Source organism: Solilutibacter pythonis (genome assembly GCF_003697345.1).
GTDB lineage: Bacteria > Pseudomonadota > Gammaproteobacteria > Xanthomonadales > Xanthomonadaceae > Solilutibacter > Solilutibacter pythonis.
The window spans coordinates 114,823-140,410 of the sequence record NZ_RFLY01000006.1 but is presented as its reverse complement, the minus strand read 5'-3'; the positions used below and the strand labels follow the sequence as shown (position 1 = coordinate 140,410).

General features: G+C 67.2%; 27 protein-coding genes and 1 tRNA gene. 13 read left to right on the top strand and 15 right to left on the bottom strand.

Going from position 1 to position 25,588, the window contains the following annotated elements; genetic code table 11:
- Window positions 1-15: 15 nt before the first annotated feature.
- Window positions 16-267, bottom strand: coding sequence for a hypothetical protein (locus EBB59_RS05815; protein WP_147455517.1), 252 nt, complete (start codon window positions 265-267; stop codon window positions 16-18).
- A 99-nt stretch (window positions 268-366) separates the two neighbouring features.
- Here EBB59_RS05815 and EBB59_RS05810 point away from each other — a divergent pair, with 99 nt between their 5' ends.
- The 6 genes from EBB59_RS05810 (at window position 367) to EBB59_RS05785 (ending at window position 4,195) form a co-directional block, all read left to right on the top strand.
- Window positions 367-1,377: a biotin--[acetyl-CoA-carboxylase] ligase gene (locus EBB59_RS05810; protein ID WP_122101195.1), complete on the top strand. Its 1,011-nt coding sequence runs from the start codon at window positions 367-369 to the stop codon at window positions 1,375-1,377.
- Entirely contained in the window at window positions 1,374-2,102 is a 729-nt protein-coding gene (locus EBB59_RS05805) for a type III pantothenate kinase (protein ID WP_122101194.1), read from the top strand. Before EBB59_RS05810 ends, EBB59_RS05805 begins: the two co-directional genes overlap by 4 nt.
- 9 nt (window positions 2,103-2,111) lie before the next feature.
- Window positions 2,112-2,813: an SPOR domain-containing protein gene (locus EBB59_RS05800; RefSeq protein ID WP_158601725.1), complete on the top strand. Its 702-nt coding sequence runs from the start codon at window positions 2,112-2,114 to the stop codon at window positions 2,811-2,813.
- Between the two features lie 53 nt (window positions 2,814-2,866).
- A tRNA-Thr gene (locus EBB59_RS05795) sits at window positions 2,867-2,942 on the top strand.
- Between the two features lie 32 nt (window positions 2,943-2,974).
- A complete protein-coding gene (gene rocF / locus EBB59_RS05790; protein WP_122101192.1) occupies window positions 2,975-3,898 on the top strand; it encodes an arginase in 924 nt (307 codons plus the stop codon).
- Between the two features lie 147 nt (window positions 3,899-4,045).
- Window positions 4,046-4,195, top strand: coding sequence for an entericidin A/B family lipoprotein (locus EBB59_RS05785; RefSeq protein WP_122101191.1), 150 nt, complete (start codon window positions 4,046-4,048; stop codon window positions 4,193-4,195).
- 131 nt (window positions 4,196-4,326) lie between these two features.
- Here the strand turns inward: EBB59_RS05785 and EBB59_RS05780 are convergent, their stop codons facing one another.
- Both EBB59_RS05780 and EBB59_RS05775 read right to left on the bottom strand, forming a co-directional pair.
- Window positions 4,327-4,533: a CsbD family protein gene (locus tag EBB59_RS05780; protein ID WP_122101190.1), complete on the bottom strand. Its 207-nt coding sequence runs from the start codon at window positions 4,531-4,533 to the stop codon at window positions 4,327-4,329.
- Window positions 4,534-4,671: 138 nt separating this feature from the next.
- On the bottom strand, window positions 4,672-5,463 hold the full coding sequence (locus tag EBB59_RS05775; RefSeq protein ID WP_122101247.1) for a hypothetical protein: 792 nt from the start codon (window positions 5,461-5,463) through the stop codon (window positions 4,672-4,674).
- A 109-nt stretch (window positions 5,464-5,572) separates the two neighbouring features.
- Between EBB59_RS05775 and EBB59_RS05770 the strand changes: the two genes are divergently transcribed.
- Together EBB59_RS05770 and EBB59_RS05765 are read left to right on the top strand one after the other, a co-directional pair.
- The gene (locus EBB59_RS05770) at window positions 5,573-6,871 is read left to right on the top strand and encodes a tryptophan--tRNA ligase (protein WP_122101189.1); all 1,299 of its coding nucleotides are present in this window, start codon (window positions 5,573-5,575) and stop codon (window positions 6,869-6,871) included.
- A 161-nt stretch (window positions 6,872-7,032) separates the two neighbouring features.
- Window positions 7,033-8,019, top strand: a complete 987-nt coding sequence (locus EBB59_RS05765; protein WP_122101188.1) for a sensor domain-containing diguanylate cyclase — start codon at window positions 7,033-7,035, stop codon at window positions 8,017-8,019.
- Between the two features lie 682 nt (window positions 8,020-8,701).
- On the opposite strand, the gene EBB59_RS05760 is transcribed toward EBB59_RS05765, so the two are convergent.
- From EBB59_RS05760 to pdhA, 4 genes are read right to left on the bottom strand one after another with little or no spacing between them, the layout of a single operon-like run.
- A complete protein-coding gene (locus tag EBB59_RS05760) occupies window positions 8,702-10,111 on the bottom strand; it encodes a dihydrolipoamide acetyltransferase family protein (RefSeq protein ID WP_122101187.1) in 1,410 nt (469 codons plus the stop codon).
- The gene (locus tag EBB59_RS05755) at window positions 10,108-10,467 is read right to left on the bottom strand and encodes an SH3 domain-containing protein (RefSeq protein ID WP_122101186.1); all 360 of its coding nucleotides are present in this window, start codon (window positions 10,465-10,467) and stop codon (window positions 10,108-10,110) included. Before EBB59_RS05755 ends, EBB59_RS05760 begins: the two co-directional genes overlap by 4 nt.
- Complete coding sequence (locus EBB59_RS05750) at window positions 10,467-11,489, bottom strand: alpha-ketoacid dehydrogenase subunit beta (RefSeq protein ID WP_170156550.1); 1,023 nt, start codon at window positions 11,487-11,489, stop codon at window positions 10,467-10,469. Before EBB59_RS05750 ends, EBB59_RS05755 begins: the two co-directional genes overlap by 1 nt.
- On the bottom strand, window positions 11,486-12,559 hold the full coding sequence (pdhA, locus tag EBB59_RS05745; RefSeq protein ID WP_122101185.1) for a pyruvate dehydrogenase (acetyl-transferring) E1 component subunit alpha: 1,074 nt from the start codon (window positions 12,557-12,559) through the stop codon (window positions 11,486-11,488). The genes EBB59_RS05750 and pdhA overlap by 4 nt, the downstream gene beginning before the upstream one ends.
- 142 nt (window positions 12,560-12,701) lie before the next feature.
- Between pdhA and EBB59_RS05740 the strand changes: the two genes are divergently transcribed.
- The 3 genes from EBB59_RS05740 to EBB59_RS05730 all read left to right on the top strand — a co-directional run bounded on the left by EBB59_RS05740 (window position 12,702) and on the right by EBB59_RS05730 (window position 15,979).
- Window positions 12,702-13,589, top strand: a complete 888-nt coding sequence (locus EBB59_RS05740) for a tryptophan 2,3-dioxygenase (protein WP_122101184.1) — start codon at window positions 12,702-12,704, stop codon at window positions 13,587-13,589.
- Complete coding sequence (locus EBB59_RS05735) at window positions 13,586-14,230, top strand: energy-coupling factor ABC transporter permease (protein ID WP_122101183.1); 645 nt, start codon at window positions 13,586-13,588, stop codon at window positions 14,228-14,230. Before EBB59_RS05740 ends, EBB59_RS05735 begins: the two co-directional genes overlap by 4 nt.
- Before the next feature lie 303 nt (window positions 14,231-14,533).
- On the top strand, window positions 14,534-15,979 hold the full coding sequence (locus tag EBB59_RS05730; protein ID WP_425451801.1) for a peptide MFS transporter: 1,446 nt from the start codon (window positions 14,534-14,536) through the stop codon (window positions 15,977-15,979).
- Window positions 15,980-16,045: 66 nt separating this feature from the next.
- On the opposite strand, the gene EBB59_RS05725 is transcribed toward EBB59_RS05730, so the two are convergent.
- Window positions 16,046-16,528: a MarR family winged helix-turn-helix transcriptional regulator gene (locus tag EBB59_RS05725; protein ID WP_122101245.1), complete on the bottom strand. Its 483-nt coding sequence runs from the start codon at window positions 16,526-16,528 to the stop codon at window positions 16,046-16,048.
- 151 nt (window positions 16,529-16,679) lie between these two features.
- On the opposite strand from EBB59_RS05725, the gene hppD reads away from it, so the two are divergent.
- Window positions 16,680-17,780: a 4-hydroxyphenylpyruvate dioxygenase gene (gene hppD / locus EBB59_RS05720; RefSeq protein ID WP_211327693.1), complete on the top strand. Its 1,101-nt coding sequence runs from the start codon at window positions 16,680-16,682 to the stop codon at window positions 17,778-17,780.
- 78 nt (window positions 17,781-17,858) lie between these two features.
- Window positions 17,859-19,136, top strand: coding sequence for a homogentisate 1,2-dioxygenase (hmgA, locus tag EBB59_RS05715; RefSeq protein WP_122101243.1), 1,278 nt, complete (start codon window positions 17,859-17,861; stop codon window positions 19,134-19,136).
- Window positions 19,137-19,174: 38 nt separating this feature from the next.
- Here the strand turns inward: hmgA and EBB59_RS05710 are convergent, their stop codons facing one another.
- From EBB59_RS05710 to EBB59_RS05680, 7 genes are all read right to left on the bottom strand, one after another.
- Window positions 19,175-19,420, bottom strand: coding sequence for a hypothetical protein (locus EBB59_RS05710; protein ID WP_122101181.1), 246 nt, complete (start codon window positions 19,418-19,420; stop codon window positions 19,175-19,177).
- A gap of 132 nt (window positions 19,421-19,552) precedes the next feature.
- Window positions 19,553-19,894, bottom strand: a complete 342-nt coding sequence (locus tag EBB59_RS05705; RefSeq protein WP_122101180.1) for a Na+/H+ antiporter subunit G — start codon at window positions 19,892-19,894, stop codon at window positions 19,553-19,555.
- Complete coding sequence (locus tag EBB59_RS05700; protein WP_122101179.1) at window positions 19,891-20,160, bottom strand: K+/H+ antiporter subunit F; 270 nt, start codon at window positions 20,158-20,160, stop codon at window positions 19,891-19,893. The genes EBB59_RS05705 and EBB59_RS05700 overlap by 4 nt, the downstream gene beginning before the upstream one ends.
- Window positions 20,157-20,642, bottom strand: coding sequence for a Na+/H+ antiporter subunit E (locus tag EBB59_RS05695; protein ID WP_122101178.1), 486 nt, complete (start codon window positions 20,640-20,642; stop codon window positions 20,157-20,159). The genes EBB59_RS05700 and EBB59_RS05695 overlap by 4 nt, the downstream gene beginning before the upstream one ends.
- Window positions 20,639-22,207: a monovalent cation/H+ antiporter subunit D gene (locus EBB59_RS05690; RefSeq protein WP_122101177.1), complete on the bottom strand. Its 1,569-nt coding sequence runs from the start codon at window positions 22,205-22,207 to the stop codon at window positions 20,639-20,641. The genes EBB59_RS05695 and EBB59_RS05690 overlap by 4 nt, the downstream gene beginning before the upstream one ends.
- Window positions 22,204-22,659, bottom strand: coding sequence for a Na+/H+ antiporter subunit C (locus tag EBB59_RS05685; protein ID WP_122101176.1), 456 nt, complete (start codon window positions 22,657-22,659; stop codon window positions 22,204-22,206). The genes EBB59_RS05690 and EBB59_RS05685 overlap by 4 nt, the downstream gene beginning before the upstream one ends.
- The gene (locus tag EBB59_RS05680; protein ID WP_122101175.1) at window positions 22,659-25,442 is read right to left on the bottom strand and encodes a monovalent cation/H+ antiporter subunit A; all 2,784 of its coding nucleotides are present in this window, start codon (window positions 25,440-25,442) and stop codon (window positions 22,659-22,661) included. The genes EBB59_RS05685 and EBB59_RS05680 overlap by 1 nt, the downstream gene beginning before the upstream one ends.
- Window positions 25,443-25,588 lie beyond the last annotated feature (146 nt).

Genomic DNA, 25,588 nt, shown 5'->3' with positions numbered 1-25,588 from the left:
GGGGCGGGGGTTCGCTCAGCGGAACATGCCCGGCAGAAGGCTGTGCCAGCGAGGCGCCGTGTTGTTGCGGGCGGGCGGGTCGCCGGGACGGCGTTCGGCGTTACCGGTCTCGCTGCCGCCGCGACGCGTGGGCAGAGGCGTGGTGCTGCCGGCTTCGTTCTCGGCATTGCTGGCGGCCGGTTCGTTGTCATTGCCGGCCGGTGTCTGGGCGAGCACGCTGGCGCTCGACAACATCAGAACACAGACGATCAGGAAGCGACTGGGCATCGGTTGGCTCGGCACGGCCCGGAGCGGGCCGGAACGCCGACTATAGCGTGGCCCTCGCCAAGGCGTGTGAGGATGGCGCGGCTGGCGGATAATCGCCCGATGTCCGCTCCCAGCACCGCCGATGCCGAACGCCGCTCGCGCGTCGATCTCGATCGCCAGTTGCTGCTGCGCCTGGCCGCCGCGCCGGCATCGGGTGACGCCCTGGCCGCCGCTCACGGTTTGACCAGGGCCGCGGTCTGGAAACGCATCCAGGCATTGCGCGAGGCCGGGATCGCCATCGAGGCGCGTCCCGGCCAGGGGTATCGGCTGGCGCAGCCGCTCGACCTGTTGGATGCCGAAACCCTTCACGCCGCGTTGGCGCCGGCTTGCCGCGCCCGGCTGGCCGGGCTGGCGTTGGTCTGGCAGGTCGATTCCACCAACAGCGCCCTGCTGGCGCAGCCGCCGCCGGCCGGTGGCGTGCGCGTGTTGCTGGCCGAGCGGCAAAGCGGTGGTCGCGGCCGTCGTGGCCGCGCCTGGGTTTCCCCCCTGGCGGCCAATCTCTATCTCTCGCTGGATCGCCGCTTCGCCAGCGGGCTGGCGCGACTGCCCGGCCTGAGCCTCGTGGCCGGGATCGTTGCCGCCGAAGCGCTGCGTGCCGTCACCGGGCTGGATATCCGCCTGAAGTGGCCGAACGACCTGCTGCTGGATGGGCGCAAGCTCGGTGGTCTGCTGGTCGAAGGCGGTGGCGAACATGCCGGCCCGGCGCGGGCGGTGATCGGGTTGGGGGTGAATGTGCGGATGCCGCCCGCCGCATCCGTCGATATCGGACAGCCATGGGCCGATTTGACCGGCGCGCCGCGAGCGTCATCGCGCAACCAACTGGCCGCGGCCCTGCTCGATGCCCTGTTGCCGGCGCTGGATGAATTCGACCAGGTGGGCTTGGCGCGGTTCCTGCCGCGCTGGCAGGCACTGGATGCATTGGCCGGTCGCTCGGTACGGATACGGTTGGCCGAGGGCGAATTGGAGGCGGAGGCGCTGGGCATTGCCGCCGATGGCGCCTTGCGCGTGCGCACCGCGCAAGGCGAGCGTCTGTTGCATGCGGGCGAGGTGAGCGTGAGGGCGAACGTATGAACGACTGGTTGTTCGATCTCGGCAACAGCCGGCTGAAATTCGCACCGCGCCGGCAAGCGGCGGTGGTTGAGATGCGGGGGCTGGCGCATTGGCCCGGCGAGGATTTCGCCAGCCTGCCCGATGAAGTCCGTGGCGAAACCGCCTGGGTCGCGGCGGTGGTGGCGCCGGCCTTGCGCGCGGCGCTGGCCGGCGCGCTGGCCGAGCGTTTCGCCCGCGTTTCGTTCGTGCGCAGCACCGCGCGTTGCGGGCGCTTGCGGGTGGCCTACGCGGAGCCGGCGCGGTTGGGCGTCGACCGCTTTCTCGCCCTGCTGGCGGCGGCGGAGGCTGGGCGGCCCGTATTGGTGGCCGGCGTCGGCACCGCGCTCACGGTGGATCTGGTCGATGAGACGGGCGGCCATCGTGGCGGTCGCATCGCGCCATCGCCCACCTTGATGCGGGAGAGCTTACATGCGCGTGTGGCGCAATTGCCGGCGGCTGGCGGCCACTATGCCGAATTCGCCGCCGATACCGGGGACGCCCTCGCCTCGGGTTGCGAGGGTGCGGCGCTGGCGCTGATCGAACGCAGCCTGGCCGAGGCCGGGACGCTGCTTGGGCGGCGGCCGGCATTGTGGCTGCATGGCGGCGGCGGCGGCGTATTGTTGGCGAGGCTGGCGGCGGCCGAGTCGCGTCCGCGCTTGGTGCTGGATGGGCTGGCGCGTTGGGCGGCGCTGGCCGATCGCGCATAGAATCGCCCCATGTTCGCGCGCATGCTGCTGGTCTGGTTGGTGGTGCTGAATCTGGGCGTGGCCGCCTGGTGGGGCGGGCATCGCGATGCCGCGCCGCCGCGCCGCCCGGCAGTGGCCGATGGCCCGCCCAGGCTGGCGCTGGTCGGCGAGCTGGAGACGGCCGTCACCACCACGTCCGCGTTGCCGGCCGATGGCGCCGCGTCGCCCGCCGCACCGAAAGTCGCCGAGCCGCCGCCGGCTAAGGCGACGCCCCCCGAGTCGGCGCCGGTTTGCTTGAGCTACGGGCCGTTCGCCAGCGAGGCCGCCGCCACGGACGGTATCGCCCGCCTGCGCAGAGCCGGGGCTAGTGCAAGCCTGCGCCGGGTCGAGTTGAGTCCGGCGCGGGGTTACAACGTCTTCCTGCCGCCGTTGGCCGACCGTGCCGCCGCATTGGCGATGGCCGAACGCCTGCGGGCGGCTGGATTCAACGACTTGGTCGTGCTCAACGAGGGCGGGCAAATCAACGCAATCGCGTTGGGCCGTTTCGGCGGCGAGGAAAACGCGCGTCGTCATCAGACCGCACTGCTTGCCAAGGGGTTCGCGGCCCGGGTCGCCCCCGCCGGGGCCGGCGCGGCGCAGTTTTGGCTGGACGTGCGCGCACCCGCGGGTTTCGATGCCGCCGGCCAGCGCCGCGCCATCGGCGCGCCGCGTCGGCAGGCGCGACGTTGCTGATGACCGGGCAGGCCGCGTGCGGGCTCGGCTAGAATGAGCGTCCACGCATCTGCGCCGCTTTAGCTCAGTTGGTAGAGCAACCGCCTTGTAAGCGGTAGGTCGTCCGTTCGAGTCGGACAAGCGGCACCATTCTCGTGCGGATGCCCGAATCCGGAACCCGTATGAGCCGATTCACTCTTCCCGTTTCCATTTTTGGCGTGCCGACCGATATCGGCGCCGCGCATCGTGGCGCTTCGATGGGGCCGGAGGCGCTGCGAGTGGCGAAGTTCGCCGAGAAGATCGCCCGCCACGGGGTGGAGGTGCGCGATCTCGGCGATGTGGCCGGCCCGCGCAATCCGCAGACCGAGCCGGTCGAGGGCTATCGCCATCTTGACGAAGTGGCGGCGTGGAACCGCGCCGTGTTCGAGACGAGCGCGGGCGAACTGGCCGCTGGCCGCATGCCGATCATGCTGGGCGGCGACCATTGCCTCGCCATCGGTTCGATCGCCGCGGTCGCCGCGCATTGCCGTGCGCGCGGCAAGCGGCTGCGGTTGTTGTGGATGGATGCCCATGCCGATTTCAACACCCGCGAGATCACCCCTTCGGGCAATATCCACGGCATGCCGGTGGCCTGCCTGTGCGGCCTGGGGCCGGGCGTGCTGGTCGATCTTGGCGCGCCAGGTCCGGCGATCCGCCCCGATCAGATACGCCAGATCGGCATCCGCTCGGTCGATCGCGGCGAAAAACGGCTGGTCAAGGCGCATGGTCTCGACATCTACGACATGCGCTACATCGACGAGATCGGCATGCGCCGAGTGATGGAGGAGGTGCTGGAAGGCATCGACGAGAACACCCACCTGCACGTCAGTTTCGATGTCGACATGCTCGACCCGGGGATCGCGCCCGGCACCGGCACCCGTGTGCCGGGGGGCGTCAACTACCGCGAGGCGCAGCTCATGATGGAGATGATCGCCGACACCGGTCGGCTGGGGTCGCTCGATGTGGTCGAGGTCAATCCGGCGCTGGACAAGCGCAATGCCACTGCCAGGCTGGCGGTGGAACTGGTGGAAAGCCTGTTCGGTAAATCCACTCTGATGCGCGATTGAATTGACCGGCCAACCCGGCCGGCGACTGAATGCGGATACCCGGACAGCGGACACTACACGGAGGATTCACGCGCGGAAGGGTTCCATGGTCGAGCGCGGCCTGCTCTGCGCAGGCCCCCCCGTTTCCCCAAGCAAAAGGAGCTATCCATGAAGCGTTTGATCATCGTTTCCCTGTTGGCCATGTTTTCGTTGGGCCTGACCGCCTGCAATACCGTCGCCGGCGCCGGCAAGGACGTGCAGAAGGTGGGCGAGAAGATGGAAGGCAAGGCGCAGGACTGCAAGGACGGCAAGTGCTGATCAGCCCACAGGCTCGAAATCGAACGAAAGGCCGGGGATTACCCGGCCTTTTTTCATCGTATCGGCATGTCCGGCCAGTGTCCGGGCCGGAGGCGGGCCGCATTGCGCGGCCGCCAGCCGATGCCCGTGGGTCAATCGTTCTCGATCATCTTCTCGAAGGCGTTGACCTCGTCCTCGGCGCGTTCGCGCGCCCAGCCGTACTTCTCTTGCAGCTTGCCGGCGAGGTAGTTGCGATCGCCCTCGGCCACGTCGAAGACGTCGTCGGTGAGGTCGCCCCATTTGGCCTGGGCCTTGCCTTTCAACTGCTTCCACTTGCCGGAGATGATGTCCTTGTTCATGGTGCGTGCTCCTGTATCGGGAAAGGATGCGCTTGCGCGCCAACGGCGGTGCCGTTGGAGAACAGGATGGAGGCATGGGCGTAAAGGCGCCGTCGCCGATTCGTGCATGTGAGGTGACGACGGCGCCATTCGCATTGCTCAGCGCCGCGGCGGGTCCGGCACGAAACCGCCGGGGAACGCGCGTGGGGCGTCACCGCGCCAAGGCCGCTGGCGCGGCAGGATGCCCATCGCCGCCAGCCGTTCCCGGTGGTCGTAGCGCAACTGCCCGATCTGCGCGGGGGCGCGGCTGGCGCGGATGAAATCGGTGCGCGAGGCCGGCGACCATTCGCGCTCGCCATGGCCGGTGCCGACCCGCTGGCGTGCGAGGTTATCGGCACTGGCTTCCTTTTCCATGACGGCGCCGGCCTCCCTTTCCATGACGGCGCTGGCGGCGGGCGCAGCCGCCACCGGTGCTGGCCGAGGCGGACGCGCCATGCGTTCCTCGAACACCGCGATCCCGACCACGCCGACGTTGTCCGGGCGTCCGGTGCGCGCGGCATAGCTGTCCGGCAGCCGGGTGAAGACGAACTGCGCGACTTCGTCCATCGACTTGCGCCAGCCTTCGATTTCGGTGCTTTGCCTCGGGGCCAACACGTAGCCGGATTGGCGTGGGGCGGCGGTTTCGCCGGTGACGGCGTTGACGCCATCGACCGATAGCACCACCAGCACCCGGCGGTCGGTGTGGTTGACGAGGCGCACGGCGTAGCGGTGGCCGGGCTGGCCGGCCACCCAGCGTTCGCCGCGATGGGGGTAGGCGGGCAGGACGCGGCCCTCTTCGCGGTCGAGCAGTTGCAGGCTCACCAGGTGGGGGCGCGGTGGCGTGAGTGCGTCGGCGGCGGGCGTGACAAGCAGGCCGAGCGAAAGCGGGAGGATGGAAAGCAGGCGGCGCATGGCGGTGTCCTGGAAGGGGTGTGCCTGCAACAACGCGCCATCGTCGCGGGCGGGGTTGAGGTGTCGCGCGGAGTAAAATCGGCGTTTCCACCCGCAACGCGTTTTTTCCATGTCCGCACGTCCGCTTCGCATCCTCACCGGCATCACCACTTCGGGCACGCCGCATCTGGGCAACTACGTCGGGGCGATTCGCCCGGCCCTGGCCAGCGCGCAGTCGGCGGAGGCGGAGAATTTCTATTTTCTGGCCGATCTGCACAGTCTGATCAAGTCCCAGGACCCGGCCAGGACTCAGCGTTCCACGCTGGAGATCGCCGCCACCTGGCTGGCCTGTGGGCTGGACGTGGAGAAGAATTGGTTCTACCGCCAGAGCGACATCCCCGAAATCAACGAGCTGACCTGGTTCCTGACTTGCGTGGCGGGCAAAGGCATCCTCAATCGCGCCCATGCCTACAAGGCGGCGGTGGACAAGAACCGCGCCGAGGGGCAGGACGAGGATTTCGGCGTCACCGCCGGGTTGTTCATGTACCCGGTGTTGATGGCCGCCGACATCCTGATCTTCGATGCGGACAGGGTGCCGGTGGGCCGCGATCAGATCCAGCACATCGAGATGGCGCGCGATTTCGGCCAGCGCTTCAACCACGTGTATGGCGGCGAGCATTTCGTGCTGCCGGAGGCGGCGATCGACGCGCAGGTGGCGACGCTGCCGGGGCTGGATGGCCGCAAGATGTCCAAGAGCTACGGCAACACCATTCCCTTGTTCGCGCCGCCGGCGGAGCTTAAGAAACTGGTGATGTCGATCGTCACCGATTCGCGCGCGCCCGGCGAGCCAAAGGAGGCCGAAGGCTCGGCGTTGTTCCAGCTTTATCAAGCGTTCGCCAGCCAGGAGGAAGCCGCGGCGATGCGCCAGGCGTTCGCCGAGGGCATCGGCTGGGGCGATGCGAAGCGGAAGTTGTTCGAACGCATCGAAACGGAAGTCGCGCCGCTTAGGGAGAAGTACGACGCGCTGATCGCCCGGCCCGCGGATATCGAAGCCATCCTGCGCGAGGGCGGCGCGCGCCTGCGCGAGCGCCATGCCCGCCCGAGACTGGCCCGCTTGCGCGAGGTGGTGGGGTTGCGCGACTTGTCCGGCGCGATGTGCGGCGAATCGACGCAAACGCGTGAAAAAGCCGCCGTCATGCCGGTATTCAAGCAGTACCGCGAGGCCGACGGCAAATTCCATTTCAAGCTGATGCGGGGGGAGCGCCTGTTGCTGATAAGCCGTGGTTTCGACTCCCCGCGCGATGCCGGGCAGCGGGTGGCGGCGATGAAATCCGGCGCGCTGCCGAGTGAATCCGGCGATTTCCAGTTGGGCCAGGGCGTGAGCATCGAGGAGGTGAGCACCGCGCTGGCCCTGCTTCAGGGTGATTGAGCGGCGCCGCATGTCGCCAGGAACGGCATCAAGCGCGGTGCGTGACGGGGTTCGCGGCTTTATCTGTAGGGTCTGAAAAGCTCGGCCTTCATGTAGGCTGGTGGGCATAATGCAATAGTTTCTTCCGTGTGTCTTGTCTTTCACTTCCGCGTGGCTTGGTGATGTCACAGTTGCTTCCGTTCGGCGCCGTTGACGGTGCTTCCGAGGATTACGAATGCCAGCGTCAGGCGGCGCTGGACCGTTACGACGTGGTCGATACGCCGCCGGAGCAATCCTTCGACGACTTGGTCACGCTGGCGCAGATGGTGATCGGCGCGTCATCGTCGATGGTCTCGTTGATCGACGGCGACCGACAGTGGTTCAAGGCGCGTCGGGGTTGTGAAAGCTGTGAAACGCCGCGAACCATCGCTTTTTGCGACCACGCCATTCGCAGGCCCGGGACGTTGATGGAAGTGCCGGATACGTTGGCCGATCCGCGCTTCGCGCAGAACCCCCTGGTGATCGGCGAGACGGGGTTCCGTTTCTATGCCGGTATGCCGATCCTGAGCGCCGATGGTTATCCGCTGGGCACGATCTGCGTGTTCGACACCAAGCCGCGCCAGTTGGACGATGCCGGCCGCCAGGTGCTGATGGTGCTGGCCCGGCAGGTGCAGCAATTGCTGGAATTGCGGCGCCACCTCAAAGTGCAGCAGGTGCAACTGGAGTGGCAGGAGCGTGACCAGGCCAAATTGCAGCGTCAGCACGAAGCCTTGCAGCAACAGTCGCGCCGCGATGCGTTGACCGGCCTGCTCAACCGCGCGGCCCTGGGCGAGCTGATGGCGCAGCCGCAGGCCATCAATCGATTCAGTCAGAGTGGCTATTCGCTGATGTTGATCGACATCGACCACTTCAAGCGCATCAACGACAGCCGGGGGCATTTGGAGGGCGATCATGTATTGCGCGTGGTCGCCAAGGTGGTGCGGCGGAACATTCGCCAAGGCGATGTGGCGGTGCGTTACGGTGGTGAGGAAATCCTGCTGGCGCTGCCGGATACGGGTCTCCAGGACGCGCGCCAGATGGCCGAGCGCATCCGGTTGGCGGTGCGGGCATTGCCGGAGCGGGTGACGGTGTCGATTGGCGTCAGCGCCCAGGCGCGAGGAGCCGCGTAGCGTGTTCGCGCGCGCGGATAAAGCGCTTTACCGCGCCAAGGGAGAGGGCCGTAATCAGATCGCGCTGGCGGAGGACGCGTTGGCGCCGTGATTGCCGGCGCGACTGCTGTAGCCCCATTCGCCCGTTGGCGCCGGGGTGGCCCAGGTGCTTGTGTTGGCCGGTCGGGTTGGGGCGGGGCGGCATCGTCGCGTGCGCCCATCGTCGCCCGTCCCGGGGTATCCCGTGTGATGTGAGGGTCTGGGGCCGGGTATCGCTCCAGGTGCTGGCCAGAGTATTCGCGGATGCCGGCGTGGTGCGGCGTGCTGGGCTACTGGCACCGCCGCGTGCGTGAGGTATTCCGCCGTGTGGCTGCCCGGCCACCGGCACCGTCGCGGGTGCGATGAATTCCACGGCGTGCACCGACGCGAGGTGTTCCCTGTCCACAGCTATCGCCGCGTGCGTGAGGTATTTCGCCGTGTGGCTGCCCGGCCACCGGCACCGCCGCGGGTGCGATGAATTCCACGGCGTGCACCGACGCGAGGTGTCCCTGTCCACAGCTATCGCCGCGTGCGTGAGGTATTTCGCCGTGTGGCTGCCCGGCCACCGGCACCGCCGCGGGTGCGACGAATCCCGTCGAGCGGCACCGGCATGGGGCGTGGGCATGGCACCGGACACATGCCCGCGACGGCGTGGGTTTGGCGGTTATTGCGCGAGTGCGAGGTCGTCCAGCAGGGCCTTGAGGAAGCGCGCGGCCTCGCCGCCGGTGGCGGCGCGGTGGTCGAAGGTCAGCGAGATCGGAATGCGGCGATGCACTTCGATGCCGCCGATCACCGCCACCACGTCGTGGCACAGCTTGCCGGCGCCGATGATGGCCACGCAGGGCGGCACCACCACCGGGGTGGCGTAGCGGCCGGCGAACATGCCGAAGTTGGACAGCGAGATGGTGTAGCCGGAAAGCTCCGAGGACGGGATCGAGCGTTCCTCCACCTGTGCGCGCAGACGCTTGATCGCGGTGCGAACGCCGGATGCGTCGAGCATGTCGGCGTTGCGCAGCGCGGGTACGAACAGGCCGTCGTCGGTATCCACGGCGATGCCGATGTCGACGTGCGGATGCAGGGTGCGGGCGAGTTTCTCGCCGTCGAACCAGGCGTTCAACGCCGGCACGGCCTTGCAGGCGGCGACGATCGCGCGCACCAGCCGCGCGGTGATGTCCTGTTTGCCGATCCACGCGTGCAGGTCGGCATCGTCCACCAGTGTGGTCGGTACCACCTGGGCGTGGGCGTCGGCCATCACTCGGGCCATGTTGCGGCGCACGCCCTTGAGTTGCTCGGGCTGGCCGCTGGCGGCGACACCCGGCGGCTGGGTGCGGATCGGTTTGCCCGATTGCGAGAGCGTGCTGCGCTGAGCGGGTTGCGGCGCGGCGTGTCGTGTGGCGGGCATGGGGGCGTCGACCGCGCGCGGCGCCGGCGCGGGGCCGGGCTTCGCGCTGCCATCGGCGGCGGCCTGTTTCACGTCCTGCATGGTGACGGTGCCGTCCGGGCCGGAGGCGCGCACGCGGGCGATGTCGATGCCGAGCTTGCGCGCCATCGCGCGTACCGCGGGCACCGCCTTGATGCCACCGACGGCCATCGCCGCCTCGCTGTGCACGCGGTCGCCGACTTGCATCGCGCCGACCACGGTGCCGGCGTCGGCCTTGGAGTTTTCGTTGGCGTCGGCGGCTTCGGGTTGCGGCTTGCCTTCGGCCTGGATCGCGCCGCCTTCGCTTGAGGCGACCACTTTGTCGTCCGGCGCCGGGTCCGGCGCGCCGACCGAATGCCCGCCGCCGTGGTGGTGGCCGGTATCCTGGCCTTCGGCGCGTTGCGGCATGGACATGTCCATTTCGAATTCGGCCAGCATGTGGCCGGTGACGATCACCTCGCCCGCGCCGCCGGCGAGTTTCAGCACCTTGCCGCTGACTGGCGAGGGCACGTCCACCACCGCCTTGGCGGTTTCCATCGAGACGAGGTTGTCATCGAGCTTGACGGTATCGCCTTCCTTGACGTGCCATTCGACGATGGTGGCGTCCGGCAGACCTTCGCCGAGGTCGGGGAGGTTGAAGGTTTTCTTGTTCATTCGGAATGTCCTTTTTTCGATTCAAGGTGGCGTGCCGGGAACCAGCCCCGGGCGCCATGTCGGTTTTCCGCCCACCACCAGCCGGCTTGTTCGCGGTAGAGGCGCAGGGTTTCGCCGGCGTCCGCCGCCAGTTCGAGGGTGTCGTAGGTATCTTGCGCGATGGCATGGCGACCGTCGGGTTCGGCGGCGAGGAGGTCGCGGGGTATCCAGCCGCCCAGGCCATCGGCGCGGGTGATCCAGACGAACGCCGGCCAATCGCCATCGCGCCCGCCCAGCCGCACGCGCTCGCCGACGCCGACCCGGATCGGCGGGTGATCCGGGACGCGGTGCGCGGCGATGACGCGTGCCTGCCGCATCAACGATGCGCCATCGCGCGGCGGGCGGCGGCGAGGATCTTGTCCACGCTCGGCAGGTACTTCATTTCAAGGCGGAACAGCGGGATGTGCGTGTCGTAGCCGGTGACCCGCTCGACCGGCGCGAGCAGGTCGAACAGGCATTCCTCGGCCACGCGCGCGGCGACCTCGGCGCCGAAGCCGGCGGTCTTGGCGGCTTCGTGCACGATCACGCAGCGGCCGGTCTTGGCGACCGACTCGGCGATGGTGTCGAAATCGAGCGGTTTCAGCGTGGCGACGTCGATCACTTCGGCGCTGATGCCCTCGGCGGCCAGTTTCTCGGCCGCCTCCAGCGTTTCCTTCACTTGCGCGCCCCAGGTCACGAGCGTGACGTCGCCGCCGTCGCGCAGCACGTAGCAGACATCCAGCGGCAGCGCTTCGCCGTCGTCGGGTACCAGCTCCTTGTACTGGCGGTAGATGCGCTTGGGTTCCATGTAGATCACCGGGTCGGGATCGCGGATCGCCGCCAGCAGCAGGCCGTAGGCGCGCTGCGGGCTGGAGGGCATCACCACGCGCAGACCGGGCACGTTGGTGAAGATGGCTTCGTTGGCTTCGCTGTGGTGCTCCGGCGCGCGGATGCCGCCGCCCCACGGCACGCGCAGCACCATCGGGCAGTGCAGGCGGCCGCGGGTGCGGTAGCGCATGCGCGCGGCGTGGCAGACGATGAAATCGACCATCGGGTACATGAAGCCGTCGAACTGCGCCTCGGCCACCGGGCGCATGCCCTGCGAGGCCATGCCGACGGTGAGGCCGGCGATGGTGGTTTCGTCCAGCGGGGTGTCGATCACGCGTTCGGGGCCGAATTGCGCGCTGAGGCCGGCGGTGGCGCGGAACACGCCGCCGTTGACGCCGACATCCTCGCCCAGCACCACCACGCGTTCGTCGTGTTTCAGTTCCCAGGCGAGCGCCTGGGTGATGGATTCGATCAGGGTGATCGGCGCGGCTTCCTTGGGCATGTCCTGCGGGTTCTTCGTGGTCTTGCTCATGCGCGCTTCTCCAGGGCGATCGCGGTTTCGCGCTGGCGGCGCACGTCGGTGGGCATGTCGGCGTAGAGGTGGTCGAACATCGCCTCGACCGGCTGTACCGGGGTTTCCAGATAGGCATTGATCTCGATGTCCACCTGTTTGCCGCATTCCTCGACCCAGGCTTTTTCCTGTTCTTCGTCCCAGAATTTCTGGTCGCTCAGGTATTTGCGCAGGCGGATGAACGGCTCGCGCGTCCAGGCTTCCTTGACCTCTTCCTCGCCACGATAGCGGCGGGCGTCGTCGGCGGTGGTGTGGTCGTGCAGGCGGTAGGTCATGAACTCGATCACGCTGGCGCCTTCGCCGTTGCGCGCGCGTTCGGTGGCCAGACGCATGGCTTCCATCACGGCGACGATGTCGTTGCCATCCACCTGCAGGCAGTGCAGGCCGCCGGCCAGGCCCTTCTGGGCCAGTGTCCTGGCGCCGGTCTGCGCCTTGCGCGGCACGCTGATCGCCCAGCCGTTGTTGATCACGCACAGCACCAGCGGCAATTCGAAGGCGCCGCCGGAATTCACCGCGGCGTAGAAATCGGTCTTGGACGAACCGCCGTCGCCGCAGGTCGCCACGGCGACGCGTTTCTGCCCACGCAGCTTGAACGAGAGCGCGGCGCCGGCGGCCATCAGCATCTGGGTGGAGATCGGCACGCACCACGGATAGTCGTTGCGGGGGATCTCGAAATCGTTGCCGCGTTCGTCGCCGCCCCAGTACATCAGCACTTCGCGCGGTTTCACGCCGCGCATGAACTGGGCGCCGTATTCGCGGTAACTGGGGGCGAAGACATCCTCCGGCGCCATCGCGGCGCCGATGCCGACGTGGGTGGCTTCATGGCCCAGGCTGGCGGCGTAGGTGCCGAGCTTGCCGGTGCGTTGCAGGGCGATCGCCTTGCTGTCGAAGGTGCGTACGAACAGCATGCGCTTGAACAGTTCCACCAGTCTGGCGGGATCGTTCAGGGCGGAGGGCAACGGTGCGATGGGCCGGCCATCCGGGGCGAGGTATTGCAGGTATTCGATTTCGAACTGTGCGGCAAGTGTCATGCCATCTTTCCATCGATCGGGTCGGTGATCAATGATAACGAGACGAAGGAAAGGTTCCGTTGCGCGCTGCGGCATGACCGGGGCGCATGTGTTTGAACCAGGTCGGCCGCGTGCGCCGGAAGCGCGTGCGAGAATCCGCGCCATGAGCATCGAGAACAACGAGCGTCAGCTCGAAGCCGGTATCCATACCGACCTGTCCGGTCGCATGAGCTATGGCGGCTATTTGGGGCTGGAACGCCTGCTCTCGGCGCAGCATCCGTTGTCCGAGCCGCCGCACCACGACGAGATGCTCTTCATCATCCAGCACCAGACCTCCGAGCTGTGGATGAAGCTGCTGATCCACGAGCTGTCGGCGGCGCTGGCGCACCTGCGCCACGACCGTGTCTGGCAGTTCGGCAAGGGGGTGGCGCGCTGCAAGCGGGTGATGGATCAATTGATCGGGCAGTGGTCGGTGCTGGAAACGCTGACGCCCGCGGAGTACCTGGAATTCCGCGAGGTGCTGGGGCCGTCCAGCGGCTTCCAATCGTTGCAGTACCGTTGCATCGAATTCTTGCTCGGCAACAAGAACGCGGGGATGGTCGAGGTGTTTCGTCACGATCCCGAGGCGCGGGCGCGGCTGGAGGCGGTACTGCATGCGCCGAGTCTGTACGACGAGTTTCTCTGCTACCTGGCGCGCTGGGGTCATGCGGTGCCGGCCGGGCATCTGGCGCGCGACTGGTCGAAGCCGCACGCGCTCGACCACGCCCTGCTGCCGGTGTTCGGGCGCATCTACGAGGACACTCACCGCTATTGGCGCGAATACGCCCTGTGCGAGGACATGGTCGATCTGGAAACCCAGTTCCAGCTCTGGCGCTTCCGCCACATGCGTACGGTGATGCGGGTCATCGGTTTCAAACGCGGCACGGGTGGTTCGTCGGGCGTGGATTTCCTGAAGCGCGCGCTCGATCTCAGTTTCTTTCCCGAACTCTTCGAGGTGCGCACCCGTATCGGCGCCGGACACGGTTACGGCGAGGGGGAGGCCGTCGCATGAGTTTGCAACTGCCGTCGCAGTGGCAATGGGTCGGCGCGGCGCTGGCCGTCGCCGTCCTCTTACAGGCGGTGCGTCGACTGCCCTGGTACAAGCTGCAAGGCGATGCCGAGGCGCAGCGCATCTATGCCGTCTTCATCGCGGTGGCGATCATGATGCGTGGCTTCAATACCCAATCGGTGATGGGGGTGAATCTACATTTTCTCGGCGCCGCCATCGCCACGCTGATGTTCGGTGCGCGCTTCGCGCTCGTCGCGCTGGCGGTGGTCAGCGCGGCCTGGGCGCTGCTTGGCGGCGTCTGGCTGGGCTGGGGCTGGGATTTCCTGGCCAACGATGCGCTGCCGGTGGCGGTCACTGTCGTGATCGGCGCGCTGGTGGTGCGGAAGTTGCCGGCGCATATCTTCATCTACGTGTTCGGCAATGGCTTCTTCGCCGCCGCGTTGTCGATGGCGGCTTCGGTGCTGGTCAAGGCGTTCGTCACCGACTGGCTGGGCGGCGATGCCACGCCCTATCTGATCGCGATGATGCCGATGTCCTTCGGCGAGGCTTTCTTCACCGGCGGGGTGATGGCGCTGGTCGTCGCCTATCGCCCGCAGTGGTGTGCGAGCTTCGACGATGCCAAGTATTTGACCCGCAGCGATTGAGCCGCCGTGGCGGGTGGCGGCGCCGGGGAGCGCCTGCCCGCCTCGCCGCCGCCGTCACCCGGGCGTCCGGCCCCCAATACCCGACCGTGGCGGGCGCTTGGCGTCGTCGGTATGGCCATCTGCATGCTGCGCCGCCGCATGGTTCCGGCATTGACGTGACGCGTGTGCTCGGTGATCCTCGCGTGCCGCCCGATGGTGGCGCCTCCGATCCACGCATCACAGGAAAAGCGCATGAGCACGACCGTGCCCGATAGCAAGAGGCTGCCCACGGGCGCCAACCCACTGCCCGAATACTCGCAGGTGATGGGGCATCCCAAGCCGTTGTGGATGCTGTTCATGACCGAGTTCTGGGAGCGCTTCGCCTTCTACAGCATGCGCTGGGCGTTGACGCTCTACATCGTGGCGCAGTTCTTCGCCGGAGACGCGGGTGGCGAGAAACCGGCCAACGAACTTTACGGCGCCTATCTGGCGCTGGTGTACGCGGCGGCGATCTTTGGCGGCTATGTGGCGGACAAGCTGATCGGCTACCAGCGCTCGATTTTGTTTGGCGCGATCATCATGGCCATCGGCCTGTTCATGGTCGCGGTGCCCAACGAGCAAGTCTTCAAGCTTGGCCTGGCCACGGTGATCGTCGGCAACGGTCTGTTCAAGCCGATCATCTCCACGCTGGTCGGCAAGGTCTACGCCCAGGGCGACGGGCGCCGCGATTCCGGCTTCACCATCTTCTACATGGGCATCAACCTGGGCGCGATGATCGCGCCGGTTCTCACCGGTTGGCTGGCCGAGCGCATGTTCGGCGGTTCGCCCGAGATGCCCGCCTACAAGGTGGTGTTCATCGCCGCCGGTATCGGCATGGCGATCAGCCTGGTGTGGTTCTGGTTTGGCCGTGGGCAGTTGAAGGGCGTCGGCCTGCCGGCGCAGGAGGCGATGGGTCTGGGCCGGCTGTTGGCGGTCGCGCTGGGCGCGGCGGCGGCGGTGCCGGGGTTCTACTTCCTGCTCAGCATCGATGCTAAAACCTTGCAGGTGATTTTGATGACCCTGTTCATCATCCCGGCGGCGCTGTTGCTGGTGGAGGGCATCCGCGAGGGGCGGGTGGCGCGCGACATGGTGCTCGCGATGCTGATCATCTTCGTGTTCAACGTGCTGTTCTGGATGTTCTTCGAGCAGGCCGGGGCTAGTTTCAACTTCCTGGCGCAGAACATCGTCAACCGCGACCTGGGCGGCTGGACGTTCCCGGTGGGCTGGTTCCAGTCGGTCAACTCGGTCGCGATCATCACGCTGGCGCCGGTTCTGGCCTGGATGTGGGTGCGCATGGGCAAGGCCAATCCGTCGATCCCGCGTAAGTTCGGCCTGGGTCTGATCTTCAACGGCCTGGCCTTCCTGCTGCTGGTGTTCGCGCTTTCCAGCCTGCTCAACGATGCCGGCAAGATTCCGTTCTGGACGCTCTTCATGGTCTACGTGATTCAGTCGGTGGGCGAGCTTTGCCTGTCGCCGATCGGGTTGTCGATGACCACCAAGCTGGCGCCAGCGCGCCTGACCGGGCTGGCGATGGGCTGCTGGTTCCTGTCGATCGCCATCGGCAACAATCTTGCCGGCATGTTCGCCGGGCGCGTCAGCGGCGAGGGCGGCATGACCGTGGCGTCGGCGCAGGCCGGCTACAACTTTGGCTTCTGGGCGCTGGTCGGCGCAGGGGTTTTGTTGTTCCTCATCGCGCCACTGGTGCAGAAGCTGATGCACGGGGTGAAATAAGCCCCGCACGCGATGAAACGGCGGCTTCGGCCGCCGTTTTCGTTGGCGCGGTTCGGCCCGCGCCGGTCAACCTTCGCCAAGGCGGGTAACGCCGGCGGCGAGCTTGTCCAGCAACTGCGCAAGCCGGGTGCGTTCTTCATCGTCGAGCGATGCCAGCAGTTTCTGTTCGATGGCCAGGGCCAGCGGCGCGATCCGTGCGTGCATGCGGCGGCCGGCGCGCGAGAGCGCCAGCACCGATCGGCGGCGGTCGTCGCCGTGGGTGTCGCGCTCGACCAGCCCGCCGGCGATCAGGCGCGCCACCGCGCGGCTGACGGCCACCTTGTCCATCGCGGTGCGTTCGGCCACCTCGTTGGCCGACAGGCCATTGAAGCGGCCCAGCACGGCGATCAGCCGCCATTCGGTGATGCCGATGCCGAACCGCTCGGCGTAGGTGTTGGCCACCGCGGCGCTGATGCGGTTGGAGAGCACCGACAGGCGGTAGGGCAGGAATCGCTCCAGCTCCAGCTCCAGCATGGGCGTGGGGGGTGTTTTGTCGTGTCGTTCCGGCATCGTGGCCTGTGCCGATGTCGCCGTGCGCTTCGCGCCCATACCGCACCGCAGCTTGAAAATGGTTTCATATGAAACTATAACGGCGGCCTCCGCGCGCGCAAGCGCCACGCGTTTCCCAAGCCACTCCACTCACGCATCCGCAGGAGCCGCCATGTCCGTACCACGCGCCGTCATCGACCAGGACATCGGGATGATCCCGACCACGTTCGACAACCCGATGGGCATCAACGGTTTCGAGTTCGTCGAATTCGCCGCGCCAGCGGGCGAGGGCGCGCGCATGCGCGACTACCTCGAAAGCATGGGGTTCACCGCCATCGCCAGGCACAGGGATCGGGAGATCACCCTATTCCGCCAGGGCGGGATCAACTTCCTGCTGAACGAATCGGCGGATTCGTTCGCCGCGGATTTCGCCGGCCGGCACGGCCCCTCGGCCTGTGGTTTCGCGATCAATTTCAAGAAGCCCTCCGCCGAGGTGCTGGCGCACGTGCTCGCCAACGGCGGCGAGGCCGTCGGCTTCAAGCCGGAGACCAAGGCGGTGGACGCGCCGGTCATCCAGGGTATCGGCGGCTGCATGCTGTATCTGGTCGATGACGGCAAGGCCGATCTCTATGCCGATTTCGTACCGTTCGAGGGCGCGGACACGCAGCCGAAGGGCTTCGGCATGACCTTCATCGACCACCTCACCCACAACCTCTTCCTCGGCAACATGCAGAAGTGGTCGGACTACTACGAGAAGTTGTTCAACTTCCGCGAGATCCGCTATTTCGACATCAAGGGATCGAAGACCGGCCTGCTGTCGAAGGCGATGACCGCGCCGGACGGCATCGTGCGCATCCCGCTCAACGAGTCCAGCGACGAGAAGAGCCAGATCAACGAATACCTGCGCGATTACAAAGGCGAGGGTATCCAGCACATCGCGTTGTTCACCAACGACATCTACGGCACGGTGGAGGCGATGCACGCGCGCGGCGTGAAGTTTCTCGATACGCCGGATACCTATTTCGACGTGATCGACGCGCGTGTGCCGGAGCACGGCGAGGACGTGGAAAGGCTGCGCAGGAATTCGATCCTGATCGATGCCGATCCCGACACCCGGCAGCGCAAGCTGTTGCAGATATTCACGCAGAACGCGTTCGGCCCGATCTTCTTCGAGATCATCCAGCGCAAGGGCAACGAGGGCTTCGGCGAGGGCAATTTCCAGGCGCTGTTCGAATCGATCGAGCGCGATCAGATCAAGCGCGGCGTGCTGTAGGGAGCGGCCATGAACACCGAAGGCAAGGTGATCGCGATGCCCGCCCACGACGACGTGCGTATCCGCCAGACCGGCTACATGAGCGGCTTCGGCAACGAGTTCGCCACCGAGGCGTTGCCGGGCACGTTGCCGGAGGGGCGCAATTCGCCGCAGGTGGTGGCGCACGGGCTGTATGCCGAGCAGATCAATGGCACCGCGTTCACCGCGCCGCGCCATTCCAACCGCCGCACCTGGACCTACCGCATCCGTCCGGCGGCGATGCATAGCGAGTTCGAGTTGTGGCATCACAATCACTTCCACAACGATTTCGGCCACGGCCCGGTCACGCCCGGGCAGTTGCGCTGGAATCCGCTGCCGCTGCCGGAGACGCCGGTCGATTTCGTCGATGGCTTGTTCACGATGGCCGGTAATGGTTCGCCGGCGGCCGGCACGGGCATCGGCGTGCATCTGTACGCGGCCAACAAATCGATGGAGGGGCGTTACTTCTACGATGCCGATGGCGAGATGTTGATCGTGCCGCAGCAGGGGCGGCTGGTGATCGCCACCGAGCTGGGCGTGCTGGAGGTGGCGCCGCAGGAGATCGCGGTGGTGCCGCGCGGTATCCGCTTCCGGGTGGAGCTGCCCGATGGCGCTTCGCGCGGCTACGTGTGCGAGAACTTCGGCGCTTTCCTACGCATCCCCGATCTGGGGCCGATTGGCAGCAATGGTTTGGCCAATCCGCGCGATTTCCTCACCCCGTGCGCCAGTTACGAGGATGTCGAGGGCGATTTCGAGCTGATCGCCAAGTTCCAGGGCCATCTCTGGCGCGCCGGCATCGGCCATTCGCCGCTGGACGTGGTGGGGTGGCACGGCAACCACGCGCCCTACAAGTACGACTTGTGCAAATTCAACACTATCGGCTCGATCAGCTTCGACCACCCCGACCCGTCGATCTTCCTGGTGCTGACTTCACCGACCGACACGCCGGGCGTCGGCAATCTCGATTTCGTGATCTTCGGCCCGCGCGTCCTGGCGATGCAAGACACCTTCCGCCCGCCGTGGTTCCACCGCAACATCGCCAGCGAGTTCATGGGCCTGATCTACGGCGCCTACGATGCCAAGGCCGATGGCTTCTCTCCCGGGGGCGGTTCGCTGCACAACTGCATGACCGGCCACGGCCCGGACGCGGCGACCTTCGAGAAGGCCAGCCATGCCGATACCTCGAAGCCCGACTACATCGTCGACACCATGGCGTTCATGTTCGAATCGCGCGGGGTGATTCGGCCCAGCGCGCAGGCTTGCGATGCCGGCCATCGCCAGCGCGACTACACGGCGTGCTGGGCCGGGCTGAGGAAGCGCTTCGACCCACAGCACTGAGGTGGCGGCGGCATCGGCTCACCGGTGCCGTTCGCGCTTCATGCGACGCCTGGTTCGATGGCGGTTCTCGATCCCGGGCGGGCGGGTTTATCGTCGCGTTCGAGATAGCCGCGCTCTTCCAGTACCTGTATGGCTTCGGCGGCGCGCGGCCCCAGTATCGCCACGATCTGCTCGATGTTGCGTTGGCCGTCGCAAAGGATCAGGGCGCGGCGTTCGGACGGGGCAAGCTCGCGGCCTTGAGTGGCCAGCACCGTATGGGCGCGAAGGGTCTTGTGGAAGCGCATGTGCGTCGTGTGGAATGTGACGTGAAAGTGTGACGTGGTGCGCAATTATGGCGGTGGAATGCCGTTGGCGGTAAGATCGCGCGGCCCCGAGTCTTATATCCCCTCGCCGTGCCCTATCGGCGCGGTGGCCGGTCAGGCGTCGCCGCCGCGCCCGTCCGCCGCCGGCGGTTCGGGGCGGTCCTTCGGGCGGATGGCGAGCGCGGCGCGCGCCATCATCATCGCGCTGACCGGGGCGGTGATGAACAGGAAAGCGGTGATCATGAGCTCGCGCAGGTCCAGCCCGCCGTGCGAAAGCGCGCGGGCGCCGATCGAGGCCAGCAACATGCAGCCCACGCCCATGGTGCTGGCCTTGGTCGGCCCGTGCAGGCGCTTGTAGAAATCCGACAGCTTGAACAGGCCCAGCGAGCCGGCCAGCACGAAGAAGCTGCCGAGCGTGAGCAGCGCGACGATCAGGATTTCGAAGACGGTGTTCATTCGACGATATCCCGGCGCATCACGTATTTCGATAGCACCACCGTGCTGACGAAGCCGAGCATGGCGATGATGAGCGCGGCCTCGAAATACACCGCCGAACCGATGTGGACGCCGTACAGCACCAGGAGGGCGATGGTGTTCACCGACAGCGTGTCCAGGGCGAGGATGCGATCGGGCAGACCCGGCCCGCGCAACAGCCGCCACAACGACATCGCCAGCGCCAGGCCGACCACGAACATCGACAGGATGACGGCGGTGGCGATCATTCGAAGATTTCCCTCAGCAAAGATTCGTAGCGCGACTTGATGGTGGCGATGGTGCTCTCCGGGGCGTCGAGGTCGAAGCAATGGACCAGCAGGTGGCGATGATCCTCGCTCAATTCGGTGGATAACGTGCCGGGCGTCAGCGAGATGATGCTGGCCAGCGCGGTGATGCCATGCGGGTCGCGGATGTCCAGCGGCACCCAGACGAAGGCCGGACGGATGCGCGATTCGCGGCCCAGGATCAACCAGGCCACGTGCGCGCTGGATACCACGATGTCCAGGCCGACCCGGCCGGCCAGCCGCAGCACGGCCGGCAGCCGGCGGATGCGCGCGCGCTCGGGTTGCAGCAGGCCGGCGCCAAGCGGCAGCAGGGCCGCCAGCAGCAACGCCAGGATGAACTGGCCGCTGCTGAAATCGCCGACCAGGAGCAGCCACAGCAGCAATACGGTCAGGCTCAGCAAGGGCGAGGGCAGGAAGCGGTTCATGGCGCGGGCTTCCGCATCGTCGGCCGAGCCTCGCGCAGCATGGCCGAGGTGCCGGCCGGCGCCAGCACCTCGGTGGCGGCGGTTTGCAGATAGCGATAGACCGGCGAGGCGAACACCGTCAGCGTGACGCCGTAGCCCAGTAACAGCCAGATGGCCAGCCATTGCAGGTGGCGCTGCCAGGGAGCGACGAGACGCGGCTGCGGTGGCGCCGGCAGGTCGCTTTCGGGACGCCAGCGCGCGGCGCGCGCCGGGGCTTCCCACAGCAGGCCGCTGCCGGCGCGCGCCATCGCCACGATCGCCATCCAACTGGTCAGCAGGAGGGTGCCCCAGACCCAGCCCTTGTATATGTCCGGCACCGCTTCGAGCATCAGCAGCTTGCCGACGAAGCCCGATAGCGGCGGCAGGCCGGTGATGGCGATGGCCGCGAGCAGGAAGGCGATGCCGGTGGCGATGGGCTGCGTCAGCGCGCCCATGCGGTCGAGGTGGTCGCCCTCGGTGCCGCGCTGGCGGCGCATCTGGTTGGCCAGGAGGAACAGCGTGGCGGCGGCAAAGCTGCTATGCAGCAGGTAATACAGGCCGGCGGCGAGCGCATCGCGCTGGCCGAGCGAGAACATCGTGAACAGCGTGGCCGCCGATGCCACCACCAGCCAGCCAACGATCGCGCGTAGGCTGATCGAGGCCATCGCGCCGAAGGTGGCGAGGGTCAGGGTGACGAGCGCCGCCGGCAGCAACCAGTTCCACGGCCAGCCGCCGGCGTCGGGAATCGCGCCGAAGGCCAGGGTGAACACCCGCAGCGCCGAATACACGCCGACCTTGGTCATCACCACGAACAGCGCGGCGGCCGCGGCGGGGGTGTATTTGTAGCTCATCGGTAGCCATAGGAACATCGGCAGCAACGCCGCCTTGGCGCAGAACACCACCAGCAGGATGCCGGCGGCGGCCTGGATGAGCGCGGCGTCCCCGGGGGCCGCCGCGGCTACCCGCGCGCCGATTTCGGCCATGTTGAGGCTGCCCACCAGCCCGTAGATCAGACCGAGCGCGATCAGGAACAGGGTCGAGGCGGCGATGTTGAACATCACGTAGTGCAGCCCCGCGCGCATCCGCGGGCCGCGGCCGCCGGAGAGCATCAGGCCGTAGCTGGCGATCAGCATCACCTCGAAGAACACGAACAGGTTGAATAGATCGGCGGTGAGGAATGCGCCGTTCAGGCCGGCCAACTGGAACTGGAAGAAGGCGTGGAAGTGCAGGGCATGGCGATCCCAGCCGGTCGTCGCGTAGATCAGCGCCGGCACGGCGAGCAGCGCCACCAGCAGTACCAACGCCGCGGACAGGCGGTCGACCAGGAGGGCGATGCCGAGCTTCGCCGGCCAGTCGCCGAGCAGGTAGACCAGGCTGCCGTGGGTCTCGACCTCGCGCAGCAGCAGGATCGACAGCGCCAGCGTCCCGGCCGTGCCCAGCACGCCGAGCGCGCGTTGCCAGGCCAGCCCGCGACGTTCGAACAGCAGGATCGTCGCCGCCGCCAGCAGCGGGAAGACGATTGGCGCGATGACCAGATGCGCGCTCATTCCCGCCCCCCGGCTTTCCCGTTTTCGCCGGCCGCGGGCGCGGTGGCGCAGGCTTCCATGTCCTCGGCGGTTTCCTCGCGGTCGGTATCGAGCGGTACCAGGCGGGTGTAGTCGAGGCCGGTGCCGGCATCGACGTGGTCGCTGTCGCTGTCGCCACGGTTGCGGATGGCGATGACGATGCTGACCGCGGTCATCGCGAAGCCGATCACGATCGCGGTCAACACCAGTGCCTGCGGTAGCGGGTCGGCGTGGTTCGCCAGCGTGGCCGGTACGCCTTCGCGCAGTATGGGCGGCATGCCGGGGCGCAAACGGCCGGCGGAGAAGATCAGCAGATTGGTGGCGTAGGAAAGGAGGGTGAGCCCGAGGATCACGTCGAAGCTGCGCGCGCGCAGCAGCAGGTAGATGCCGGCGGCGGTGAGAATGCCGATGGCGCTGGCGAGGGCGAATTCCATCACGCGTCTCCCTTCACCGTGGTCTTGGGCGGGCGGATCGTGCCCATCATCGACAGGATCAGCATCGCCCCGCCGAACACCACCAGATAGACGCCGGTATCGAACACCATCGCGCTGGCCAGGGGCACTTCGCCGATCAGCGGCAGTGTCAGGTCGGCATGGCCGCTGGTGAGGAAGGGCAGGCCGAGCAGCATCGGCGCGATGCCGCCGGCCAGGGCCACCAGTAGGCCGACGCCGATCATCCGCGTGTAATCGAAGCCCAGCCGTGACTCCACGTAGCGCGAACCCAGCAGCACGTATTGCAATAGCAGAGGGACGGTCAGCACCAGGCCGGCGATGAAGCCGCCGCCGGGTTGGTTATGGCCCCGAAGGAAAAGGTAGAACGATACCGCCAGCGCCAGTGGGAACAGCAGGTGGCCGAGGTTGGCGGGAATCGGCAATGCCACGGGGGGGCCGGGGATGCGTTCCTCCGGCGCCAGTCGCGCGTGCCGCAACAGGGCGTGCACCACCAGCCCGGCCATGCCGAACACCGCGATTTCGCCCAGGGTATCGCTGCCGCGGAAATCGACCAGGATCACGTTGACCACGTTGCTGCCCCAGGCTTCCGGCAGCGAGCGCGCCAGCAAGGCATCGGCGACGGTCCGGGTGGGCCGGGTCATCATCGCGAAGGCCAGCGCGCCGATGCCGGTGCCGCCGGCGATGGCGATCAGCGCGTCGCGCCAGCGCCGCAGGCCGCGCCGGGAGCCGGCCCGCGGGGTCGGGCTGACCTGCGGCAGGTAGTTCAGCGCCAGCAACATCAGCGTGATCGTCACCATCTCCACCAGCAGTTGGGTGAGGGCGAGATCGGGGGCGGAGAGGAAGACGAAGGCCAGACTGACCGCCAGTCCCACCGCGCCGATCACGATCAGCGCCACCAGCCGCTGCCGGTGCGCGAGCACGGTGAGCGCGGTGGCCGACACCAGCATCGCCCACAGTCCCCAGCCCAGCGCCGGCATCGGCTGGCGTTCGGGGCCGGGGACGCTGCCGAGCAGGGCCGGCAGCGCGGGCAAGGCGGCCATGGCCATCGCCGCCAGCAGCATCAGCAGCAGCGAGCGTTGCAGGCTGCCGTTGGCGATGCGGTAGGTGAAGCGTTGCGCCAGCGCATACAGTGCGCCGACGTTGACGTAGAACAAATGGCGGCCCCATGAGCGGCGCGCGATGGCGTGCAGGTCGAACAGCCGGCGCAGGCCGAAGTACAGCGCCACGCCGCTCAGCATGCCGCCCAGGCTCATCATGAGCGGCGTGTTGAAGCCGTGCCAGATCGCCAGGCTGTAGCGGGGCATGTCCTCGCCCAGCACGCTGCGCGCCGAGACCGCGAGCGTCGGCGCCATGGTCATCGCCGGGGCGATGCCGACCGCCACGCACAGCACCACCAGTACCGCCACCGGCAGTTTCATGAAGCGCGGCGGCTCGTGGATTTCGCGCTGCACGTCGCGGGGGCCGTGGCCGAAAAAGGTGTCGTGGACGAAACGCAGACTGTAGGCCACGCCGAAGACGCCGGCCAGGAAGGCGGCGACCACGGTGATCTTGCGCGGCAGATTGCTGGAGATTTCCAGCGCTTCGGCATAGAACATCTCTTTCGACAGGAAGCCGTTGAACAGCGGGATGCCGGCCATCGCCAGGCTGGCGATGATCGCCAGCGCACTGGTGTAGGGCATGTAGCGGCGCAGGTTGCCGAGCCGGCGCATGTCGCGAGTGCCGGTCTCGTGGTCGATGATGCCGGCGGCCATGAACAGGCTGGCCTTGAAGGTGGCGTGGTTGAGGATGTGGAACAGCGCCGCCACCACCGCCAGCGGCCGCGACATTCCCAGCAGCAGGGTGATGAGGCCCAGGTGCGAGATGGTCGAGTAGGCCAGCAGACCCTTCAGATCGTGCTGGAAGATCGCCGTCCAGGCGCCCAGCAGCAAGGTGATGGCGCCGACGATGCTGACGGTGTGGAAATAGAGATCGCTGCCCGAGAGCACCGGGTACAACCGCACCAGCAGGAACACGCCGGCCTTCACCATCGTTGCCGAGTGCAGGTAGGCCGAGACCGGGGTGGGCGCCGCCATGGCCTGAGGCAGCCAGAAGTGGAAGGGGAACTGCGCGCTCTTGGTGAAGGCGCCGAGCAGCACCAGGCCGAGGATTGCCGGATACCACGGGCTGGCGCGTACCACGTCGCCTGCCGCCAACACGTCTTCCAGGCGATAACTGCCGACGGCCTGGCCGATCAGCAGCACGCCGCCGAGCAGGGCCATGCCGCCGAGGCCGGTGACGGTCAGCGCCATCCGTGCGCCCTGGCGGGCGTCGCGGCGCTGGTTCCAGTAGCCGATCAGTAGGAACGAACTGATCGACGTCAGTTCCCAGAACACCACCATCAGCAACAGGTCGCCGGAGAGCACCAGGCCCAGCATCGCGCCCATGAACAGCATCAGGTAGGAGAAGAAGCGCGGCACGCTGTCGCGCGGGCCCAGGTAGTAGGCGGCGTAGAGCACCACCAGCGCGCCGATCGACAGCACCATCAGGGCGAACATCCAGGCCAGCCCGTCCAGCCGCAGAATGAAGCCGATGCCGGCTTCCGGCAGCCATGCCCAGTCGAGTTCCGGTACCTGCCCGGCCATGACCGCGGGGGTCAACATCGCCAGTATCGCCAGCCCGGTGAGCGGGGCCAATCCGGCCAGCCATGCGCTTTGCCGGCGCGATCCGCCCAGTAGCGGGATCAAGGCGGAGGCGGCGAACGGCAGGAGCAGGATCAGGCCCAGCATGCGGTGATGACGGTTCCAGAAGTGATTGATTCGGAAGAGGAATCCCGGGTGCGCCGGGGAGGACAGTCTAGCCGAATATGAATGGCGCCCCGTTCACGGCCCGGTGATCCGCGCCGTGCGCGGAGGCGGCACATGCACCGTCGTGC

Coding starts and splice junctions, on each gene's coding strand:
- EBB59_RS05775 (WP_122101247.1), bottom strand. CDS start 5,463: ATGCGCCGCCTGCTTTCCATCCTCCCGCTTTCGCTCGGCCTGCTTGTC.
- EBB59_RS05725 (WP_122101245.1), bottom strand. CDS start 16,528: ATGCCGGAACGACACGACAAAACACCCCCCACGCCCATGCTGGAGCTG.
- EBB59_RS05690 (WP_122101177.1), bottom strand. CDS start 22,207: ATGAGCGCGCATCTGGTCATCGCGCCAATCGTCTTCCCGCTGCTGGCG.
- EBB59_RS05700 (WP_122101179.1), bottom strand. CDS start 20,160: ATGATCGCCACCGCCGTCATCCTGTCGATGTTCGTGGTCGGCCTGGCG.
- EBB59_RS05760 (WP_122101187.1), bottom strand. CDS start 10,111: ATGAACAAGAAAACCTTCAACCTCCCCGACCTCGGCGAAGGTCTGCCG.
- EBB59_RS05680 (WP_122101175.1), bottom strand. CDS start 25,442: ATGCTGGGCCTGATCCTGCTCCTGCCGTTCGCCGCCTCCGCCTTGATC.
- rocF (WP_122101192.1), top strand. CDS start 2,975: ATGAGCCGATTCACTCTTCCCGTTTCCATTTTTGGCGTGCCGACCGAT.
- pdhA (WP_122101185.1), bottom strand. CDS start 12,559: ATGACACTTGCCGCACAGTTCGAAATCGAATACCTGCAATACCTCGCC.
- EBB59_RS05770 (WP_122101189.1), top strand. CDS start 5,573: ATGTCCGCACGTCCGCTTCGCATCCTCACCGGCATCACCACTTCGGGC.
- EBB59_RS05735 (WP_122101183.1), top strand. CDS start 13,586: ATGAGTTTGCAACTGCCGTCGCAGTGGCAATGGGTCGGCGCGGCGCTG.
- EBB59_RS05730 (WP_425451801.1), top strand. CDS start 14,534: ATGGGGCATCCCAAGCCGTTGTGGATGCTGTTCATGACCGAGTTCTGG.
- EBB59_RS05740 (WP_122101184.1), top strand. CDS start 12,702: ATGAGCATCGAGAACAACGAGCGTCAGCTCGAAGCCGGTATCCATACC.
- EBB59_RS05800 (WP_158601725.1), top strand. CDS start 2,112: ATGTTCGCGCGCATGCTGCTGGTCTGGTTGGTGGTGCTGAATCTGGGC.
- hppD (WP_211327693.1), top strand. CDS start 16,680: ATGTCCGTACCACGCGCCGTCATCGACCAGGACATCGGGATGATCCCG.
- EBB59_RS05685 (WP_122101176.1), bottom strand. CDS start 22,659: ATGGAATTCGCCCTCGCCAGCGCCATCGGCATTCTCACCGCCGCCGGC.
- EBB59_RS05805 (WP_122101194.1), top strand. CDS start 1,374: ATGAACGACTGGTTGTTCGATCTCGGCAACAGCCGGCTGAAATTCGCA.
- EBB59_RS05710 (WP_122101181.1), bottom strand. CDS start 19,420: ATGCGCTTCCACAAGACCCTTCGCGCCCATACGGTGCTGGCCACTCAA.
- EBB59_RS05755 (WP_122101186.1), bottom strand. CDS start 10,467: ATGCGGCAGGCACGCGTCATCGCCGCGCACCGCGTCCCGGATCACCCG.
- EBB59_RS05765 (WP_122101188.1), top strand. CDS start 7,033: ATGTCACAGTTGCTTCCGTTCGGCGCCGTTGACGGTGCTTCCGAGGAT.
- EBB59_RS05815 (WP_147455517.1), bottom strand. CDS start 267: ATGCCCAGTCGCTTCCTGATCGTCTGTGTTCTGATGTTGTCGAGCGCC.
- EBB59_RS05810 (WP_122101195.1), top strand. CDS start 367: ATGTCCGCTCCCAGCACCGCCGATGCCGAACGCCGCTCGCGCGTCGAT.
- EBB59_RS05695 (WP_122101178.1), bottom strand. CDS start 20,642: ATGAACCGCTTCCTGCCCTCGCCCTTGCTGAGCCTGACCGTATTGCTG.
- hmgA (WP_122101243.1), top strand. CDS start 17,859: ATGAGCGGCTTCGGCAACGAGTTCGCCACCGAGGCGTTGCCGGGCACG.
- EBB59_RS05750 (WP_170156550.1), bottom strand. CDS start 11,489: ATGAGCAAGACCACGAAGAACCCGCAGGACATGCCCAAGGAAGCCGCG.
- EBB59_RS05785 (WP_122101191.1), top strand. CDS start 4,046: ATGAAGCGTTTGATCATCGTTTCCCTGTTGGCCATGTTTTCGTTGGGC.
- EBB59_RS05780 (WP_122101190.1), bottom strand. CDS start 4,533: ATGAACAAGGACATCATCTCCGGCAAGTGGAAGCAGTTGAAAGGCAAG.
- EBB59_RS05705 (WP_122101180.1), bottom strand. CDS start 19,894: ATGAACACCGTCTTCGAAATCCTGATCGTCGCGCTGCTCACGCTCGGC.